The sequence below is a fragment of the Sphingomonas colocasiae genome (assembly GCF_019880585.1).
GTDB lineage: Bacteria > Pseudomonadota > Alphaproteobacteria > Sphingomonadales > Sphingomonadaceae > Sphingobium_A > Sphingobium_A colocasiae.
Genome location: NZ_JAINVV010000011.1, coordinates 446,682 through 464,857, shown reverse-complemented (window position 1 = coordinate 464,857; position 18,176 = coordinate 446,682). Strand labels below are relative to the sequence as shown.

The window sequence follows — 18,176 nt, the reverse complement described above, 5'->3', positions numbered from 1 at the left end:
GTGGGAACCGGTTTTCCGCTAGGACGATGCGACAGGTGTAAAGCGCGGTGCAAACTAGCGGAAGCCTGTCTGGGGTTTTGGACAGGATCGAGAGCGGGTTCACCTGGCGTCCTTCAGATAGCGGCCGAACCAGTCGTCCCAGTCCCACACGACCTGGCCCAGCGACTCGCGGGCATCGTAGCGATGCGCCTCGAACGGCAGCATGGTCAGCCGGGTGGTGGCGCCATGGCCCTTGAGCGCCGCATAAAAACGCTCGGTCTGGATCGGGAAGGTGCCCATATTGTCGTCGGCGGCGCCATGGATCAGCGAGAGCGGCTGCCTGATCCGATCGGCGAAGGAGAAGGGGGACATGCGGGCATAGAGCTCAGGCGCCTGCCAATAGGTGCGCGCCTCGTTCTGGAAGCCGAAGGGCGTGAGCGTGCGGTTATAGGCGCCGCTCAGCGCCACGCCGGCCTTGAACAGGTCCGAATGCGCCAGCAGGTTCGCGGTCATGAAGGCGCCATAGCTGTGACCGGTCACGCCCACGCGCGCGCGATCGACGACACCCAGGCGCACACCCTCGTCGATCGCGGCTTTCGCGCCCGAAACAAGCTGCTCGACGAAGCTGTCATTGGGCTCGCTGGCGCCTTCGCCGATCACGGGCAGCGCCGTGTTGAACAGCACCGCATAGCCGCGATAGGCGAGCAGCGGATAGAGTTGGTAAAAGCCGTAGACGGGGAAGCGGTTGGGCGAACCCTTCACCTGCCCGGCGGTTTCGCGCGACTTGAACTCCGCCGGATAAGCGTGAAGCACCGTCGGCAGCGGGCCGTCCGCGGGCTTGTAATCGGGCGGCAGGTAAAGCGTCGCCGTCAGCGGCACGCCATCGGCGCGGCTATAGTGAAGCAGTTTCTTCTGGGCGAGCGCGGCCGTGCCGAACGGGTTGGGAAAATGGGTCAGCCGCGTCGCGCGGCCGCCGGGCGCGACCAGATAGTAATCGGGCGGCACGGTCGCGCTTTCGCGGCGGACGAGCAGGCGCCCGTCGGCGAGCAGCGCCTGCGCTTCCTCATAGCGGTCCGTGGCCGACCGCCAGGCGATGCTGCGCGCGCCGGTGGCGAGATCGAGCCGCGACGCGAAGGGCCGGTCACCCTGCGGCGTGCCGCCGGCGCCGGTCAGCCAGACCTGCCCCTTGCCGGCACTCGCCATCACGGATGCGCCCTGCGCGTTGACCGTCATCAGCGGCGCGCCGGGATCGGCATAGCCATCCTCGCTCGATCCCTCGTAGAGTTTGCGCGGCCCCGCGCTGTCGAGCGTCGACAGGCGGCGCAGCCGCGTCTTCCTCCATCTTTCCTCGATCAGGGCACTGCCGTCGGCGCTCCAGCTCAGCTCATGGAAGCGCGCCTGGAGCCGGGCGAGGCTGGCGGGGGCGGCGGTGAAAGGCGCGGAGAGGGTGAGGAGTTCGTCGCGCTCGGCCACGGTGCGCGCGGGGTCGCCACCGTCGAGCGCATTGGCCCAGACCAGCGTCGCCGGCGCATCGGGCCGCCATTCCACCGCGCGCGGGCCGGGGCCGACCGCGTCCATCGCGATCGGCACCTCGGATTCGAGGGGTTTCTCGATAAGCTTGGTGACGCTGCCATCGGCAAGGCGGAGGACGGATAGCCGCTGCGGGAATTTGTCGAGCGGGAACTGGTAGGAATAGGGGCGCACCCGCTCGCTGACGAGCAGCCATTGCCCGTCGGGTGAGGGGGCGATGCGATCGTGCAGCGCGGCATGACCGATCCGCCGGACCGTGCCGTCGGTTCCGACCAGCGCCAGCTCGGTCGTCATGTGATGGTCGAGCAGCTTTTCGTCGAGCGGCGTCTTGAGCAGATCCTGATAGGTCCGCCCCGGCGCGGCCTTGCCGTCATTCGCTTCGATCGCGGGCGCGATCGTCGCGGCGGAGGCGACCGGTGCTGCCCCTCGGGCGGACGGTACCGCGAGGCAGGCGAGCAGGGTGCTGTTGCTCAGCCAGGTGCAGGGCGCGCCGAGCACGCTGTTGACGTCGATCCCGTCGATCCGCGTCGCGCGACCGGTGGCTGCATCGACCAGCCACAGCCCGTGGCGGCGGCCATCGTCATAACCGGCGACGCTGACCGCCGCCCTGGTGCCGTCGGGCGACCAGGCGACACCGGTGATCCGGCCGGTGGCGGGCAGGCCGCTGATGGCCCGCGTGCGGCCATTGGCCAGATCGATGAGCGACAGGCTGCGATAATAGGTGACCGTCCATGGCTCACGCCCGCGCGCCCAGACCTCCGGGTTGAAGCGGAAGCCGGCGAGGCGGAGTTCGGGCTCGGCGAGTTCGCCGATCGTGCGGACGCCATAGGGCTGGGCGACGATCGCGACGCCCGCCTTGCCGGGTGCGGGCAGGATGTGCGGGGTGAGCGGCGCCGAGATGAGCCGATCGAGTTCGCCGGGCGCCGGCTTGTAGCCGGGTTCCTCCGCAGCGGCGGCAGAGATGTATCCGAGCGCGGCAATCGCCACGCAGACCCGCATCACCGAACCGAGTTTCGTCATCTATGCTCCCCCTGACGTGCCGCCGGGGATCGACATGCCCCATGCGCTCAAGAGGTAGACGACGCACGGTCATAAAACCGACAAATAAGTTTCACGCGGGCGCTTCAGGCTGAAGCGGGCATTTCATCCGAAAGCGCGCGGACATCGCGTGCGATGGTGCGCGCCAGCAACAGGCAGGCGACGACGCCGATCATGCTCGGTGCTATGCCGTAGAACAGCGCGGGGCGCAGGCTGAGCGCGCTCGAGGTTTCCCAATAGCTGCTGAGCGCGCCGACCAGCGTCGGCCCGATGCCCATGCCGAGCAGATTGGCCGCCAGGAACAGCATCGCCGTCGCCGATGCGCGCAACCCGGCGGGCACCGCCGTCTGCAGCACCGCGAAGATGCAGGTGGGCGGAACGAGCGCTAGGCAGGGCGCGATGGCGAGGATCGGCAACGCGATGCGCGTATCCTCTATCCGCACGCCGATCGCCATCGATGCGATCATGATCGCCAGCGCGATCGCGGGCAGCCAGCCCATCCAGCGCAGGTCCCGGCGCGCCAGGCGATCGATCAGCGGGCCGGTCAGCAGCACGCAGATCATGCCGATCAGTCCGGAGGTGAGGCCGACGAACAGGCCGGCCTGGGCGATCGACAGGCCGTGCGCGCGTGCCAGGAAGGCGGGCGTCCATGCCCCGGTGGCGTTGGTGAAGAACAGGATGCCGATCATCGATAGCGTCGCCAGGCGAAAGCTGGAATGGCTGCCCAGCCGGCGCAGGACCTGCCTGTAATCCTGCCGCACGACGGGGCTGAGCCGCACGGGTTCGCGCACCACCAGCATATAGATGGCGGCGGTGACGATACCGAGCAGGCCGGTGATCGCGAAGGTCGCGCGCCAGCCCATCTGGCTGGCCAGGCCCGATACCAGCAGCACCCCGCCCAGCAGCCCCAGATTGCCGCCCGCGGTAAAGGCGCCCGATGCGAAGCCCTTTCGATCGGGAAATGTATCCGCCAGCATCGAGAGCGAGGCGGGGGTGGTGCCCGCTTCGCCGATCGCGACCGCCATGCGCGCGAGCACGAGCTGCGCGAAATTCTGGACGAAGCCGCAGGCCGCGGTCGCCAGGCTGAAGACGCCCAGGCAGATCGCGACCAGGTTGCGGCGATTGCCGCTGTCCGCGATCCAGGCGATGGGCAGGGTGAAGATCGCGTAGAAGGCGGCGAAGCTGATCCCGGTCAGCAGGCCCATCTGCCAGTCCGAAAGCGCGATATCCTTGCGCACGGCTTCCGCCATCAGCGGCAGCAATTGCCGGTCGATGATGTTGACCGCATAGACGATCGCCGACAGCAGGAGAAAGCCATAGCCACGCGCAGTCTTCATCGTCGTACCTCCATCCCCGCATTTTCGTAATCGAAACTTTTGTCGCTGGCAATTGCCGCTGGATACCGGCGATTAATTGCTGGATTTCTGCGCATCCTTGCGGGCATAGAGAGCGATGTATTCGATAGCGAAAATTCTCTGAGTCGAAGTGGAGCGCATGATGCAAGTCACGACAGGCAGGTTCGCGCGGGTGGTGCTCGCCGCATGGATGCTGGTGCAGTTCGGCCCCGTATCCGCGCAGGAAGCCGATCCGCGCCTGGCCGATCTCGACCGCTATGTCGAACAGGTCCGCACCGACTGGCGCTTCCCCGGCGTCGCGGTCGCGGTCGTGGAGGGGGACAGGGTTCTCTACGCCAAGGGCTTCGGGATCCGGCAGAAAGGCAGGGCCGAAAAGGTCGATGCCGATACCCTGTTCCAGGTGGGATCGACCAGCAAGGCCTTCACCGCCGCCGCGCTCGGCCTGCTGGTCGACGACGGCAAGCTGCGATGGGACGATCCCGTGATCGATCATGTGCCGGCTTTCCGGCTGCGCGATCCCTGGCTGACCAGCCATGTGACGGTGCGCGACCTGGTCAGCCATCGCACCGGCATCGCCGATTCCTCCTGGTTCGCGCTCGGCATCATGTCTCCGGACGAAGCGATGGCGCTGTTGCGCACCGCGCCCGAAGCCGGCGAGTTCCGGAATTCATTCTTCTACAGCAACCTGATGTACGGTGTTGCTCAGAAAGTGATCGAAGCGGCATCGGGCAAAAGCTGGCAGGAATTCGTGCGGACCCGGCTGTTCGGCCCGCTGGGCATGGCGCGCAGCCGGACGGGCGTGCTCGATCTGTGGGACGCCGCGGACGCCACGCCCACCTTCATGGGCAAGGCGCCGTCGGGCAGGGCCGATCTGACACGCGCGAAGGACGGCAATGTCGCGATGCCGCACGGCATCGGGGCCGATGGCGCGATGGTGCCGATGGCGTGGCAAAGCTACGACAATGCGGCGGGCGCCGGGGCGGTCGTCTCCAGCGCGAACGACATGGCGAAATGGCTGGTGCCGCATCTGAACCAGGGCCGCGCCAACGGTGCCGCCGTGCTGCGCGCGGAGACCGTGGCGGAACTGCACGCGCCGCAGAATCTGAAGGGGCGCAGCCAGTTTCCCTTCGAAGGACAGCGCGAAACCTATGCGCTGGGCTGGCAGAATGCGCGTTATCGCGATCTCGGCTATGTCGCGCATGGCGGCGGCATCATCGGTTTTCCCGCCTATGCCGCGATGCTGCCCGACAGGAAGATCGGCGTGGTCGTGCTCGCCAACGGCTTCCAGTCGGTGGGGGACGGCTATACGCTGCACAAGGCGATCGTCTTTCATGTGATGGACCGTCTGCTCAAGGCGCCCGATCGCGACTGGCGGGGGGAGGCGCTGGCGCGCGCCCGATCGGTCAAGGACGCGATCGCGAAGCGCGAGCGCGATCTGCTGGCGGCGCGGGGCCCGGCGCCCGCCGCGCAGCCGCTCGATCCCTATGCCGGATCCTATGAGGACAAGGCCGGGCGATCGGGCGTGGTCCGGGTGCGTGCCGAGGGCGGCGGGCTCCGGCTGGCGTTCGAAGGCGCGGGCGCCTTTTCGGCGGCGCTCGAACCCTGGAAACCGGGGCTGTTCCGTCTGCGCGCCGAACCGAGCGTCGCCGATGTCGCGGGCCCGCAATTCGTGCCCTTCACCATGGGGCCGGATGGCAGGATCGCGTCGATGACGCTGCTGGGGGCGACGTTCAGGCGCATCGGTGACTAGCTTCGTTCGCGGACCTCGGAAAAAATAGCGAAACGCCTGTTCGGAAAGGCGGCATCGGCTCGTCATTGACGATTATGACGGCGATTCTGGTTCAGCGGCGATGACGCGCCCCGATCATGCGTCGGACGAAGGGGCGATCGTCGCGCTTTCGGCACGATACCGGTCGGCCGTCATGGCGTTCTTCAGCCGTCGCATCGGCGACCGCAACGATGTCGAGGATATGACGCAGGACGTGTTCGCGTCGCTTGCCCGTCGCGCCGAACTCGACACCATCGACAACCCCGAACGCTACATTTTCCAGATCGCGGCCAATCTGCTGCGGGATCGCTTCAGGCTCAGCCGGATCAGGCCGGTGATCGAAAGCGAAGGCTATGCCGATCCGCACCACCGGCTGGTCGACGAGATCTCCCCCGAACGCGAATTGCTGGGCCGTGAGGCCTATGTCGCTTTCATCGATGCGCTGCAGGAACTGCCGGAACGCGTGCGGCTGGTCTTCGTGCTCAATCGCTTCGAGGAGATGCCGGGCCGGGAGATCGCCGTCGCGTTGGGGGTGTCGCAGCGCCTTGTCGAAAAGGACATCAGCCGCGTCCTGAAGCTGCTGAGGGAGCGACTGAAGTGACGCCGGGATTGAACCGGCCGCCCATCGACCCCGATGATGGGGCGATCTGGTGGGCGACCCGCCGCCAGATGGACCCCGAGCGGTTCGGCGAGGATGCGCGCTTCACCGCATGGCTGGCCGATCCGCGCCACGCGCAGGCATGGGGAGAGATCGACACGCGCGTCGATCTGATCGGCAATTTCGCCGCGCAGCCCGAGATTCGCGAGATGCGCGAAGCGGCGCTGGGCATGGTCCGGACGCGCCGGCCGGACCGGCGGAGATACTGGATCGCGGGTATCGCGATGGCGGCGAGCCTGGCCGCCGGGGTCGTCTGGTCCAGCGCGCCGACCGCGATCGGCCCCGCCGCCAGCCCGCAATCGCGGCCGTTGGCCACCGCCGATCGCTATGTGACCAAGGTCGGCGAGCGACGGGAAATCACGTTGGCGGATGGGTCGCGGGTCGCGCTCAACACGGGATCGATCCTTGAAGTCGACTATTCCCGCGAGCGCCGCGACGTTCGCCTGCTGGCGGGGCAGGCGCTGTTCCATGTCGCCCGGGACAAGGGGCGCCCGTTCGTGGTGGCCGCTGGCAACCGGCTGATCACCGCGACGGGCACGGCGTTCGATGTGGAGGTCGGGAAGGGCGGGGGCGTCGCGGTTTTGCTGGTCGAGGGGCATGTGCGGGTGGATGCCGCCAGACCCCGGGGGCTGGCGCGGGTGCTTCCGTGGCTCGATCGCGAGGATCTGGAGCCCGGCGAGCGGCTGACGGCGGCTGCGGGGGGCGGCACGGTGGTGGCGCCTGGCGACATCGAGCGCGAGACCGCGTGGAACCGGGGCGTGCTGATCTTCCGCGACGACCGGCTGGCGGACGCGGTCGCGGAGATCAACCGCTATTCGACGACGATGCTGGTGATCGAGGATCCGAAGATCGGCGACCTGCTGGTGAGCGGCGTGTTCCCGGCCGGCCGCGAGGAGGATTTCGTCGCCGCTCTGACCGCCTTCTATCCGGTGGAGGCGCATCGCCGGTCGCCGGGCGCGATCGTGCTGCGCTGGGCGCCGTAAAAAATTCATGGGGGCGCCGTTCGGAGCGCGCGATTTCCCTCGTCCTACCAAATGGGCGGCAACAGCCGCGGGGACAAAGGGGAGGACATGATGCACGACAGGCGGATCGGGCGGATTCTGGCTGCGGCGCTGGCGGGAAGCGCTGCCATGGCGATGGCGGCGCCGGCCGTCGCGGCGCAAAAGCGGGACGGCGCGCGCCGCGGCTTCGACATTCCCGCACAGGACGTCGCCGCCGCGCTGGAGGAATTCGGCCGGCAGAGCGGCAAGGCGGTGATGTTCAACCGCGATCGGCTGACGGGGGCGCGATCGAAACCGCTGCGCGGCGCGTATCCGGTCGAACAGGCGCTGGGCCGCCTGCTCGCGGGCACCGGGCTGACCTTCCGCGCGGTCAACGCCAATGCCTATGTCGTCGAAGCGCCGGCATCGGCGCCGCGCCCGATCGCCGACGCGCGCGAGGACGCCGCGGCCGACATCATCGTCACCGCGCAGAAGCGCCGCGAGGCGCTGAAGACGGTGCCGCTGAGCGTGACGGCGATTCAGGGCGAGACGCTGACCAGGCGCCAGCAGCACGGTTTCGCGGACTATGCGTCTTCCGTGCCCGGCCTGTCGCTGGAGGGGCAGGGGCCGGGCGTGACGCGCGTCACGCTGCGCGGCCTGAACGCGGGCGGTGTGGGATCGACGGTGGCGATCTATGTCGACGAATCGCCGTTCGGATCGAGCACCGCGCTGCTCAACGGCGCATCGCTGGCAGGGGATATCGACACCTGGGACCAGCAGCGCGTGGAGGTGCTGAGCGGACCGCAGGGGACATTGTACGGCGCCAACGCGCAGGGCGGGCTGATCAAGTTCGTCGCCAATGCGCCGGATACAAAAGAGGCCGAAGGCGCGGCGGAACTCGCCTGGGATACGGTGAAGGGCGGGAGCGCCGGACTTGCGGTGCGCGGCATGGTCAACCTGCCGCTGGGCGACAGCGTCGCGGTTCGCGTCAGCGGCTACGAACAGACGCTGCCGGGGTTCATCGACAACAGCCTGCTGGGCATTCGCGACCTGAACGGCGGCCGCAAATTCGGCGGACGCGCGGCGATCCTGCTGAGGCCGAGCGAGAGCCTGTCGATCGCGCTGACGGCGATGGGCCAGCAGACCAGATATGGTGGCGGCTATACCGTCGATATCGATCCGGTGACGCTCGAGCCCGGCCATGGCGATCTGGTGCAGCAGCGCTATCTTCGGGAAAACATGCGGTTCCGCTACCAGAACTACAATGCGACAGTGAACTGGGACCTGGGCGGCGCATCGCTGATATCCGCGACCAGCTACGGCGTGCTCGACGCGCGGCAGCCGATCGATTTCACCTCCGCCTATGTGGAGGGGCAGACGACCTTCGGCGAATATCTTTCGGACATATTGTTCGGGGAGCCGCTGGCGCTGGGCATGCTTCAGAACATCAATCTGAAGAAATTCACGCAGGAGGTGCGCCTGGCCTCTGCCGGATCGGGCATGCTGGAATGGCAGATCGGCGGTTACTACACGCATGAAAAGGCGAATCTGGACCAGCTTTTCACCGGCTATGTGCTGGGAACGCAGACGCCGTCGGCGAACCTGCCGCTGCTGGAGACCATCACGCTGGCATCGACCTATTCCGAATATGCCGGCTTCGCGACGGTGACGCTGAAGCTGAGCCCCGCTTTCGACGTGCGGGCGGGCGGGCGATATTCGTACAACCGCCAGGATGCGCTCCAGGAGGGGGAGGGCTTCTTCTTCGGGGGCAATCCCATTTCGTTCACCGCCAGATCGGTGGGAAAGGTGTTCACCTATTCGGTGGCGCCGCGCTGGACGATCAGCCGCGACCTGATGGTCTATGCGCGGGTGGCGAGCGGCTTTCGCCCTGGTGGCCCCAATGTTCTGCCGCCGCTGACCGATCCGGCGGTGCCGCGCCAATATGATGCCGACACCACCACCAATTACGAACTCGGCCTGCGATCGACATTGCTCGGCGGCCGGCTGTCGCTGGACCTGACCGCCTTCCTCGTCGACTGGAACCATATCCAGCTGTTGCAGGTCGTGCAGAATACCGGCGTCAACGCCAATGGCGGAAAGGCGCGGAGCAAGGGCCTGGAATGGTCGATCGGGGTGACCCCGGTGAAGGGCCTCAGTTTCAAATTCGTCGGCGCTTATACCGATGCGAAGCTGACGACATCGAGCCCCTCTTCGATCGAGGCCGTCGCGGGAAGCCCGCTGCCGTTCGTCTCGAAATGGAGCCAGTCGGTGGACGCCGAATATGCAGTGCCGCTGTCCTCCGACTTCAGCGCCTATATCGGCGGCCGGTGGAGCTATGTCGGCGATCGCTATTCGGGTTTCGACCTGACCGGCCAGAAACTGCTGCCGCATTACGACACGATCGACCTGCGGATGGGCGTGCAGAACAAGCTTTATACCGCCGGGTTCTATGTGAAGAATGCCGGCAACAGCCGCGGCTTGACCTCTTACGGATCGGGGGCGATTGCGCCCGACGGGTTTGGCAGCGGGAGCATCGTCCAACCTCGGACCATCGGCATCTCGCTGTCCGGTCGGTTCTGAGATGGCCAGGGCGATACGGTGGATCGGGATGATCGTGAAATGGATTGCGATCGGGATCGCGGCGATCATCCTGATCGCGCTGATCGGCGGCGCGCTGTACGAACAATATGCGCGCCGCGACGCCGCCAAACGCTTTCCGCCGCCCGGCCAGATGGTCGATATCGGCGGGCGGCGCATCCATCTGGATTGTCGCGGCAGCGGATCGCCGACCGTCGTCCTGGAGGCCGGCCTCGACATCAACGGCTCGCTGGGCTGGTACAAGATACAGGACGAGATCGCGAAGACGACGCGGGTCTGTTCGTCGGATCGCGCCGGGATCATGTGGAGCGATGCGCCCCCGCATGCCCAGGATGGCGATCATGCCGCGCGCGATCTTCATGCGGCACTCCGCGCCGCCGGGATCGACGGGCCACTGATCCTGGTCGGTCATTCGCTCGGCGGGCCCTATATGATGAATTATACGCGCCAGTTCGGCGGTGACGTGAAGGGGCTGGTCTTCGTCGACGCCTCGCACCCCGATCAGATCGCCCGGATGAGGCTGCCGGGCAAGCCGCCCGAATCGCAGGATCCGCCGCTTGCGCTGCGCATCATGGGCAAGCTGTCATGGACCGGTCTCCTCCGGTTGCTGCCCGCCCAACCGGGCAGTCCGGGCGAGCCCAAGGCGATCACCGATGCGCGCCAGGCCTATCTGGGCCACAGTATCCAGGGCGCCGTCGCTGAAATGAAGGCGGTGCCGAAGATCTTTGCGCAGGGCGGGGAATTGCGGACCCTGGGCGATCGGCCGATCGTGGTACTGACCGCCGCGAAACCCGGTTCGCCGGAAGAGCTGGAGCTGGAGGGACTGACGCCGGACGAAGCGCTGGCCCGGCAAAAGCTGTGGCAGGGGCTGCATGAGGACGAGGCGCGCTGGTCGACGCGATCGCGGCACGAACTGGTGCCGGATGCCGGGCATTATATCCAGCTCGATCGGCCCGATACGGTCGTTCGCGCGGTCAGCGAGGTCGTCGCGGCGGTGCGCGCAGGCGGGGCGAGTGCGCCTGGCAAATAGAGCGATCGTCGATCGGACAGGCATGTTCGGGGACAAGCCATGTCGCGAATATTTGCGACTATATCTTAGGATGTATATCTTTAATATCAAATACTTATGATCCAATATTAACAATATTTCAAGAATCGGTCCGCATTATGCCGGACATGGCGCAACCGAGCCCATGGTTGATCGCCGCAGGCCCCGCGCCGGGTTCTGGAATGCCCGGCGTGACTGTGGGGGATCACGGAGACGTGAGGTGCCTGCGACATTGAGGGGCGGTCTCCCGGCCGCCCCTCTTTTATCCCCCGATCCTTCAATAGCTGTCGTGCAGCCGCACCCAGCTCATCGTGCCGCCCGTTTCGTTGCGGCCCTTGGGCGTCAGGTCCAGCCAGTTGAATGCGCCCATCGTGAGCTCGGTGCCGCGATGATAGGTGGAATAGCTGTGGAAGATGTCGCCTTCATCGTCCTTCACGAAGATGCTGATGCCGAACATGTCCGGGCTGTTCCGGATCACCGTGCCGTAATTGTAGATGGCGGCGCCGGCTTCGCGATCCTCGGGCGTGAAGGACACCGCGAAATCGAAGTTGAAATCATTGCCGGCGGAGGAGACCCAGGGAAAGCGCCAGCCCATCCGCGCCTTGACCGCCTCGATCCGTTCGATCGACGCGCGCGACACCGCCGCGAAGGACAGGTCCGCCTGTTCGAAATGCTGCCGTGCCGCATCGATATGATCGGCGGTGAACGAACAGCCCGGGCAGATATGGTCCGATCCCGGCGTCAGCATGAAATGATAGACGGCGAGCTGGCTGCGCCCGTCGAACAGATCGGCGAGCGAGACCGGGCCGTCCGGCCCCTGGAAGGCATAGGGCGTCTCGATCCGCACCCAGGGCAATTGCCGGCGCTCGGCGCGCAGCGCGTCGAGCTCGTGCGTCAGTGCGCGTTCGCGGGCGAGCAGCGCCTTGCGCTCGGTCAGCCAGTCTTCGCGCGATGCGATACGATGGGTCATTGTCTCTCTCCTCGATCCAGTGCGTGTGGGTGCGCCCTGCGCGCCGTTCGGTTCAGCCATGGCGGCAGGTGGAACAGGCACATCAACGCATACATCCAGGCCATGGCGTCGATCGGGAGGGCGGCGGACGCCGAACAGAGCGGGATCGGCGGCGTGCCGATCGCGCTGATCCACGCCATCGCGGCGAAGGCGGGGGCCGCGGCAAGGCTCAGCCCGCGCGCGGCCCGGCCGCTCCGCCGCTCCATCCCTGCCATGATGTCCGTCACTGCCGGTCTCCCGATCGCGCCGCCATGACGGCGGATGCGAGGGCGGTTTAGGGGCAGGCGGATCGGGGGCGGGAGTGACAAGTGTGTCGCGATTTTTCCGGGCTTACAACAGGGTGCGGGGATGCTGACGCATCCGCACCCTGGAACGCTCGAGCGCCGCGCGGGCTTGACCAGGTGCGATGAGTCAAGCTCATCGCACCTTGGCATCATGCCGTCGCGTCGACCAGCCAGCAGGCGGCGGTGAAGCGCACCTGTTCGCCATCGACGAACGGCGCGAATGCGGCCCGGACGGTTTCGATCACCTCTGCACGCAGCCCGGCGTCGAGCGACGGCAGGATCAGCGGCAACAGCCCCAGCCGCGTGAAATAGCCGTCCAGTTCGCGTACGGGCAGGGTGCAGGGGATGTCGATCGGGGCGATTCCGATCGACGACCAGCCGCTCTGGCTCAGGATGGCTTGCACCTTGTACGGATCGGCAAAGGCGAACTGGCCGGGGCCGTCGGGATCGCGTTTGGGAAGCGCGGGCAGCAGCGGCGCGGCGGCGCGTTCCGCCGTGGTCATGAACGGATTTGCCGCCGGTGCGCGCCAGGCGGCGAAGCGCATCCGCGCACCGGCCATGCAGGCGCCGCGCAGATTGGCGAAGGCGCGGACCGGATCGTCGAAGAACATCACCCCGAAACGCGAGATGATCCGCGCATGGCTGCCGGGTTCGAAGCGATGCGTTTCGGCGTCGGCCCGGATGAAATCGGCGGCGATCCCCTGTTCGCGCGCACGTTCCCGCGCCCGCGCCAGCATCGGTTCCGAAATGTCGATGCCGGTGCAGCGGCGCGTGCCGCGCGCCGCCGCCAGCGTCAGCGCGCCGGTGCCGCAGCCGATATCGAGCAGCGGGCCGTCGGGGTCGCCGGGCAGGATCCCGGTCAACAGATCCTCGAACGGCGCGAACATCGCGTCGAGCACCGCCTGCGCCTCGGTCCAGCCCTTTCCGGCGACGCCGTTCCAGAGCTGTTGCTGGTCGGCCGGCACGCTCACCTGATCACCCATTTGTCCGCATCCTTTCGATTGCCATTGCGAGTCGTGCGATGCAGTCTGCCACTTCAAGTCAACTTGAGGTCAAGCATGGAAGCGATCGATATCGCCGAGGTTGCCAGGCGTTCGGGCGTGCCGGCCTCCACCTTGCGCTATTATGAGGAACAGGGGCTGATCGCATCAATCGGACGACGGGGCCTGCGGCGGTTGTTCGATGCTGCCGTGCTGCAGCGCCTGGTGCTGATCGCGCTCGGCCGTTCGGGCGGGTTTTCGCTCGCGGAGATCGGGCAATTGTTCGGGCCGGACGGCAATCCGCAAATCGATCGCGGCCTGCTCTCCGCCAAGGCGGGCGAACTGAACCGCACGATCCGCCGCCTTTCCGCGATGCGCGACGGCCTGCGCCACATCGCGGCGTGCCGGGCGCCGAGCCATATGGAATGCCCGAATTTCAGACGGTTGCTGGATGGGGCTCTGGCGAAGCGGGGGCGGGAGAAAGACAACCGTTCGGGCTGAGCCTGTCGAAGCCCTTGTTCTTCTTCAACCGCGATGCAGCAAGGAAAGGACAAGGTCTTCGACAGGCTCAGCCCAAACGGTTGAGGGAGCGCTCAGCCCGAACGGGTCTATAAGACGATTTGCCCTTACCGATCCTGATCCGGATCGGGATAGGCGAAGGGATCGGTCACGTTGGGCTGGGTGGGCACGGGGCCGCGCGGCAGCGGGGTGTCCGCATTGGCGGCGTTGAGCAGGAAGGATGCGAGGATGATCGCGCCCTGGCGCATATCCTCCGCTTTCAGGTGATCGAAGGTGTCGATCTGGCTGTGATGGACGCGGCTGCCGTAATCGAGCGGATCCTGGATGAACTGGAAGGCGGGGATGCCCACCGATTGCATGAACTGGTGATCGGTGCCCTCGGTTTTCTGGATGACGACCTTCGATGCGCCCATCGGGCCGAAGGGTTCCAGCCATTGGCGGAAGATCGGCACCACCGCCTGGTTGTTCTCCGCATAGATGCCGCGGATCTTGCCCGATCCATTGTCGAGATTGAAATAGGCCGCCAGATTCTTGTGCCCGGGCAAGGTCGTGATCGGGTAGCGCGTCGCCCAGCTGTAATAGAGTTCGCCGGCATCCAGCTTGCGATCGGGCGCGGGGCGATTCGCCAGATGCTGTTCGACATAGGCGATGCTGCCGTAAAGGCTCTGTTCCTCGCCGGACCACAGCGCGAAGCGGATCGTGCGCTTCGGCTTCACGCCCATGGCGGAGAGGATGCGCGCGGCCTCCATGATCATGGCCGATCCCGCCGCATTGTCGGCGGCGCCGTCGCCCGCGGCCCAGCTGTCCAGATGCGCGCCCGCCATCACATAGGCGCCGCTGGCATCGCTGCCCGGAATATCCGCGATGATGTTGTAGCCCTGGGGGTCGCTGTCGTCGAAATGGACCTGGCTGTCGATCTCCAGCGTCGGCGCGTCGCCGACCAGCGCGAGCCGGGCGAGGCGGCGATAATCCTCCGCCGCGATCTCGACGCCGGGGAGCGCGGGCGTCTCGCCGGTGCGATGCAGATAGCCCTCGCCATGCAGCAGCTTGCCGTCGCGCCGCGAACGCGTGGCGTAGGCGACCGCGCCTTCGCGCGCGAGGAAATCGGCGAGTTCACGCTCGAAACGCGCCTGCTTCATCCATTCGGCCAGCTTGTCGGGATTCCAATCGGGCTGTTCATAGCTGTCGAGCTTGCCGAGTTCCTCGTCGCTCAGCCGCTGGAAGGCCGGCTTGCCCGGCTCCGATCCCTCGCCGGGCATCGAGACGAGCACGATCTTGCCCGCCAGCTTGCCGCGCCATTTCTCGAAATGCTGCGGCTTGCTCATCGGCGCGACGATGATCGGGGCGCTGAGCGCGCCCTTCGTCGCGGGCGTCCAGGCGATGGGGATGGCGGTCAGCTGGATCGGGCGCGGCGTGACCATGCGCACGCTCGACTTCTCGATCCACCAGCCCCGGCCGAAGGCGAAGCCTTCCTTGTGGATATTGGCCAGCTTCCATTCGCGGAATTTCTCCTGCGTCCAGGCCTCCGCCTTCCGCATGCCCGGCGAATTGGTCATGCGCGGGCCGATCACGTCGGTCAGGTGCTGCGCGGTCTGCATCACCTGCGACCGGTTGGTGCCTTCATCGATGATGCGCAGCACCTGGGCATTGTCGTCGGGCTTGTCCGCCGGCTTGGCCGAAAGCGGCGTGGTGCTGAGCAGAAGGGCGGCGAGGGTGATCGGCAGGGTGCGCATGACGTTCCATCGTTGGGCGTGAAGGATGGCGATTGCTATGGCGGCGGCGGGGGAGTGGCAAGCGCATAACGCGGATGCGCTTCATTCCGGATATTGTTCGGCCCGAACGATGCGATCGCGGCCGATCGGCCGACCCCGGTGACCCTGCCGCAAGAGGCCGGATTGACATCCCCCCGGCTCAAGATAGGTGATGTTATAATATTACATTGATTCGTGTCAGTGTTTCATCGGGGGTTTTCTTGAGCAAACTGGTTTTCCGGGCGCTGTCGGCGCTTTCGCTTGTCGGCGCCTGCGCCGTTCCCGCCGCCGCGCAGCAGGCGGCCGGGGATCCCGCCGGCGAAAACGGCGCGGGGCGGCGCGCGGGCGAGGAAGCGGATGCGCGTGGGGCGGATAGCGGGGATATCGTCGTCACCGGATCTCTGATCCGCGGCCTGCCGCGGGAATATGTCGCGAGCCCGGTCTATACGCATGACCGGATGGATATGGTGCGATCGGGATCGGGCGCGGTTTCCGAATATATGCTGACCATCCCGCAGAATTTCACGGGCGACCTCAGCGAATTCGCGACGACGGGCGCGGGCATCGGCAGCCCGCTGGGCGATGCGACCAGCTTCAACCAGTTCGACGGTTTCGCCGGCTTCGCGCTGCGCGGCCTCGCTTCGGATGCGACGCTGACCTTGCTCAACGGCCGGCGCATGCCGTCTGTGGGCCTGACCGAGGCACCGACCGTCTCCGTCATCCCGGCGATGCTGATCGAGCGGATCGACATCATTCCCGACGGCGCATCCGCCACCTATGGCGCCGATGCGGTGGCGGGCGTCGTCAACATCGTGACGCGCCGGCCGAGCGAGGGCGTGGAGATGCAGGTGCGCGGCGCGATCGCGACGCAGACGGGCAAGGCGGACCTTCAGGCCAGCCTGCTCGCCGGCCATTCCTGGGGCAGCGGCAGCGTCTATGGCATGGCGATGTACCAGAAACGATCGCCCTTTGTCGGCGATCCCGTGGATGTGGCGGGTGAGGGGCTGCAGATCACCCAGCTTCCCGACGAGCGGCTGACCGGCCTGTATGGCGGGGTGCGGCAGGAGGCGGGCGACTTCACCTTCTCCGTCGATGCCTCACGCTTCCAGCGCGACCGCAGTTCGCGCCAGCTCTACCTCGACGAGCCCGCCTATAACCGGCTGTTCAGGACGCGGACGACGGGCGTGTCGATCTATGGCGGCGCGCATTGGCAGGGGCAGGGCGCGACCGCGCTGGACCTGACGGTGGATTATCACCGCACCCATACCGACAGCAGCTCCAGCCGGGTGGGGCGCCCGCCCAGCACGCGCGAGTCCACGAACCGGCTGTTCGTCGCCGAACTGCGCGGCCAGACCGAGCTGATGCCCCTGCCGGGCGGGCCGGTGCTGGCGGCGGGCGGGCTCCAGTATCGGGAGGAGACGTTGCGCACCGATGCGACGATCTTCTTCAACCGCAGCGGCGGCACGCGCAAGGTGAAGTCGATCTTCGGCGAGCTGAACGTGCCGGTCGTCGGGCCCGAACAGGCCGTGCCGCTGATGCGATCGCTGACATTGTCGGCAGCGGCCCGTTATGAGGATCTGCGCTTCGACACCGCGCTTTCGCCCAAGCTGGGGCTGCGCTGGCAGATCGATCGCGCGATCGCGTTGCGCGGCACCTTTGCCCGATCCTTCCTGGTGCCGCGTTTCCGCAGCACGATCGGCATCGCCGAACAGGTCTCTTTCGGGCTGTATGACTATCGATTCCTCGATCCGAAATATCAGGATCCGGCGCTGGCGCCCGGGCAGGCGCTGGTGATGTTCCGCGCGGGCGCGAACCCCGATCTCAAGACGCAGAATGCCGATACCTTCACGCTGGGCATGGACCTGACCCCCGCATTCGCGCCCGGCCTGACGATCAAGGCCGGCTATTACCGGATCAGGATATCCGGGCGGGTCGGAACGCCGTCACCCGACGACAGCCTGTCCGTTCAGGATCTGCAGATCTTCAACATCGCCCAGCCCGGCCTGAACGCGGTGCGCGAGGTGCTGGACAATCCCGATGTCTTCCGCCGTTTCGCGGAGGTGCCATGGGTGAATGGCGGCGAACTGACCATGTTCGATTCCGCCGGCCAGGTGCCCGCCGACCTGCTTTCGCGCGTGCAACTGATCGCGGACATCCGCGCGCAGAATTTCGCGGTGGAGGCGACCGACGGCATCGATCTCGATCTCGCCTGGCGTGGGCCGCTGCTGGGCGGCAGCGCGATGGTGAAGCTGAGCGGGCAGTATATCCTGAACCTGTCGCTGAAGGCCGGCGGATCGACCGCGATTTCGCGGCTGGACGGCTATGCCAAGCCGGCCGACCTGCGGCTGAACGGCACCATCGCCTGGGCGCGCGGCGGCGTCTCGATCGGATCGGTGATCAACTACATCGACGGCTTCACCGACGACCGGCCGGGCCGGCCGGTGCGCAGCATCGGATCCTTCACCACGGCATCGTTGTTTCTGGGCCTCGATCTCGGCCGCCTGACATCGGCGCGCTGGCTGAAGGACAGCGAGGCGCAGATCGTCGTCGCCAACCTGTTCGATCGCCAGCCGCCGCGCATCGTGGACGGCGTGCTGGGCTATGATCCCTATAACAACCCGCCCAATCCGCGCACGATCGGGCTGGTGCTGACGCGGCGGTTCTAGGGGCGGCGGAGTG

13 protein-coding genes are annotated in these 18,176 nt (G+C 66.6%); 7 read left to right on the top strand and 6 right to left on the bottom strand.

All coding sequences use genetic code 11. From position 1 onward, the window contains the following. Positions 1-99 precede the first annotated feature (99 nt). Positions 100-2,529 (bottom strand): prolyl oligopeptidase family serine peptidase, encoded by a 2,430-nt coding sequence (locus K7G82_RS23755; protein WP_222992431.1) that lies wholly within the window; start codon positions 2,527-2,529, stop codon positions 100-102. Between the two features lie 104 nt (positions 2,530-2,633). Beyond that, positions 2,634-3,884: an MFS transporter gene (locus K7G82_RS23750; protein WP_222992430.1), complete on the bottom strand. Its 1,251-nt coding sequence runs from the start codon at positions 3,882-3,884 to the stop codon at positions 2,634-2,636. 160 nt (positions 3,885-4,044) lie between these two features. Between K7G82_RS23750 and K7G82_RS23745 the strand changes: the two genes are divergently transcribed. The 5 genes from K7G82_RS23745 (at position 4,045) to K7G82_RS23725 (ending at position 10,936) form a co-directional block, all read left to right on the top strand. Continuing rightward, entirely contained in the window at positions 4,045-5,652 is a 1,608-nt protein-coding gene (locus K7G82_RS23745; RefSeq protein WP_222992429.1) for a serine hydrolase, read from the top strand. Positions 5,653-5,752: 100 nt separating this feature from the next. Next, the gene (locus K7G82_RS23740; protein WP_222992428.1) at positions 5,753-6,271 is read left to right on the top strand and encodes an RNA polymerase sigma factor; all 519 of its coding nucleotides are present in this window, start codon (positions 5,753-5,755) and stop codon (positions 6,269-6,271) included. Beyond that, positions 6,268-7,311: a FecR family protein gene (locus tag K7G82_RS23735; RefSeq protein ID WP_222992427.1), complete on the top strand. Its 1,044-nt coding sequence runs from the start codon at positions 6,268-6,270 to the stop codon at positions 7,309-7,311. Before K7G82_RS23740 ends, K7G82_RS23735 begins: the two co-directional genes overlap by 4 nt. A gap of 87 nt (positions 7,312-7,398) precedes the next feature. Beyond that, positions 7,399-9,888 (top strand): TonB-dependent receptor, encoded by a 2,490-nt coding sequence (locus K7G82_RS23730; protein WP_222992426.1) that lies wholly within the window; start codon positions 7,399-7,401, stop codon positions 9,886-9,888. Positions 9,889-9,922: 34 nt separating this feature from the next. Further along, complete coding sequence (locus tag K7G82_RS23725) at positions 9,923-10,936, top strand: alpha/beta fold hydrolase (protein ID WP_222992425.1); 1,014 nt, start codon at positions 9,923-9,925, stop codon at positions 10,934-10,936. A 295-nt stretch (positions 10,937-11,231) separates the two neighbouring features. On the opposite strand, the gene K7G82_RS23720 is transcribed toward K7G82_RS23725, so the two are convergent. The 3 genes from K7G82_RS23720 to K7G82_RS23710 all read right to left on the bottom strand — a co-directional run bounded on the left by K7G82_RS23720 (position 11,232) and on the right by K7G82_RS23710 (position 13,230). Then, positions 11,232-11,924, bottom strand: a complete 693-nt coding sequence (locus K7G82_RS23720) for a DUF899 domain-containing protein (protein ID WP_222992424.1) — start codon at positions 11,922-11,924, stop codon at positions 11,232-11,234. Continuing rightward, positions 11,921-12,190, bottom strand: a complete 270-nt coding sequence (locus K7G82_RS23715) for a hypothetical protein (protein ID WP_343228632.1) — start codon at positions 12,188-12,190, stop codon at positions 11,921-11,923. Before K7G82_RS23715 ends, K7G82_RS23720 begins: the two co-directional genes overlap by 4 nt. A 206-nt stretch (positions 12,191-12,396) precedes the next feature. Continuing rightward, positions 12,397-13,230 (bottom strand): class I SAM-dependent methyltransferase, encoded by an 834-nt coding sequence (locus tag K7G82_RS23710; protein ID WP_222992423.1) that lies wholly within the window; start codon positions 13,228-13,230, stop codon positions 12,397-12,399. A gap of 75 nt (positions 13,231-13,305) precedes the next feature. On the opposite strand from K7G82_RS23710, the gene K7G82_RS23705 reads away from it, so the two are divergent. After that, on the top strand, positions 13,306-13,728 hold the full coding sequence (locus tag K7G82_RS23705; protein ID WP_222992422.1) for a helix-turn-helix domain-containing protein: 423 nt from the start codon (positions 13,306-13,308) through the stop codon (positions 13,726-13,728). 125 nt (positions 13,729-13,853) lie between these two features. Here K7G82_RS23705 and K7G82_RS23700 read toward each other — a convergent pair whose 3' ends face one another. Beyond that, a complete protein-coding gene (locus K7G82_RS23700) occupies positions 13,854-15,479 on the bottom strand; it encodes a M20/M25/M40 family metallo-hydrolase (RefSeq protein ID WP_222992421.1) in 1,626 nt (541 codons plus the stop codon). 239 nt (positions 15,480-15,718) lie between these two features. Between K7G82_RS23700 and K7G82_RS23695 the strand changes: the two genes are divergently transcribed. Then, positions 15,719-18,163: a TonB-dependent receptor plug domain-containing protein gene (locus K7G82_RS23695; RefSeq protein ID WP_222992420.1), complete on the top strand. Its 2,445-nt coding sequence runs from the start codon at positions 15,719-15,721 to the stop codon at positions 18,161-18,163. Positions 18,164-18,176 lie beyond the last annotated feature (13 nt).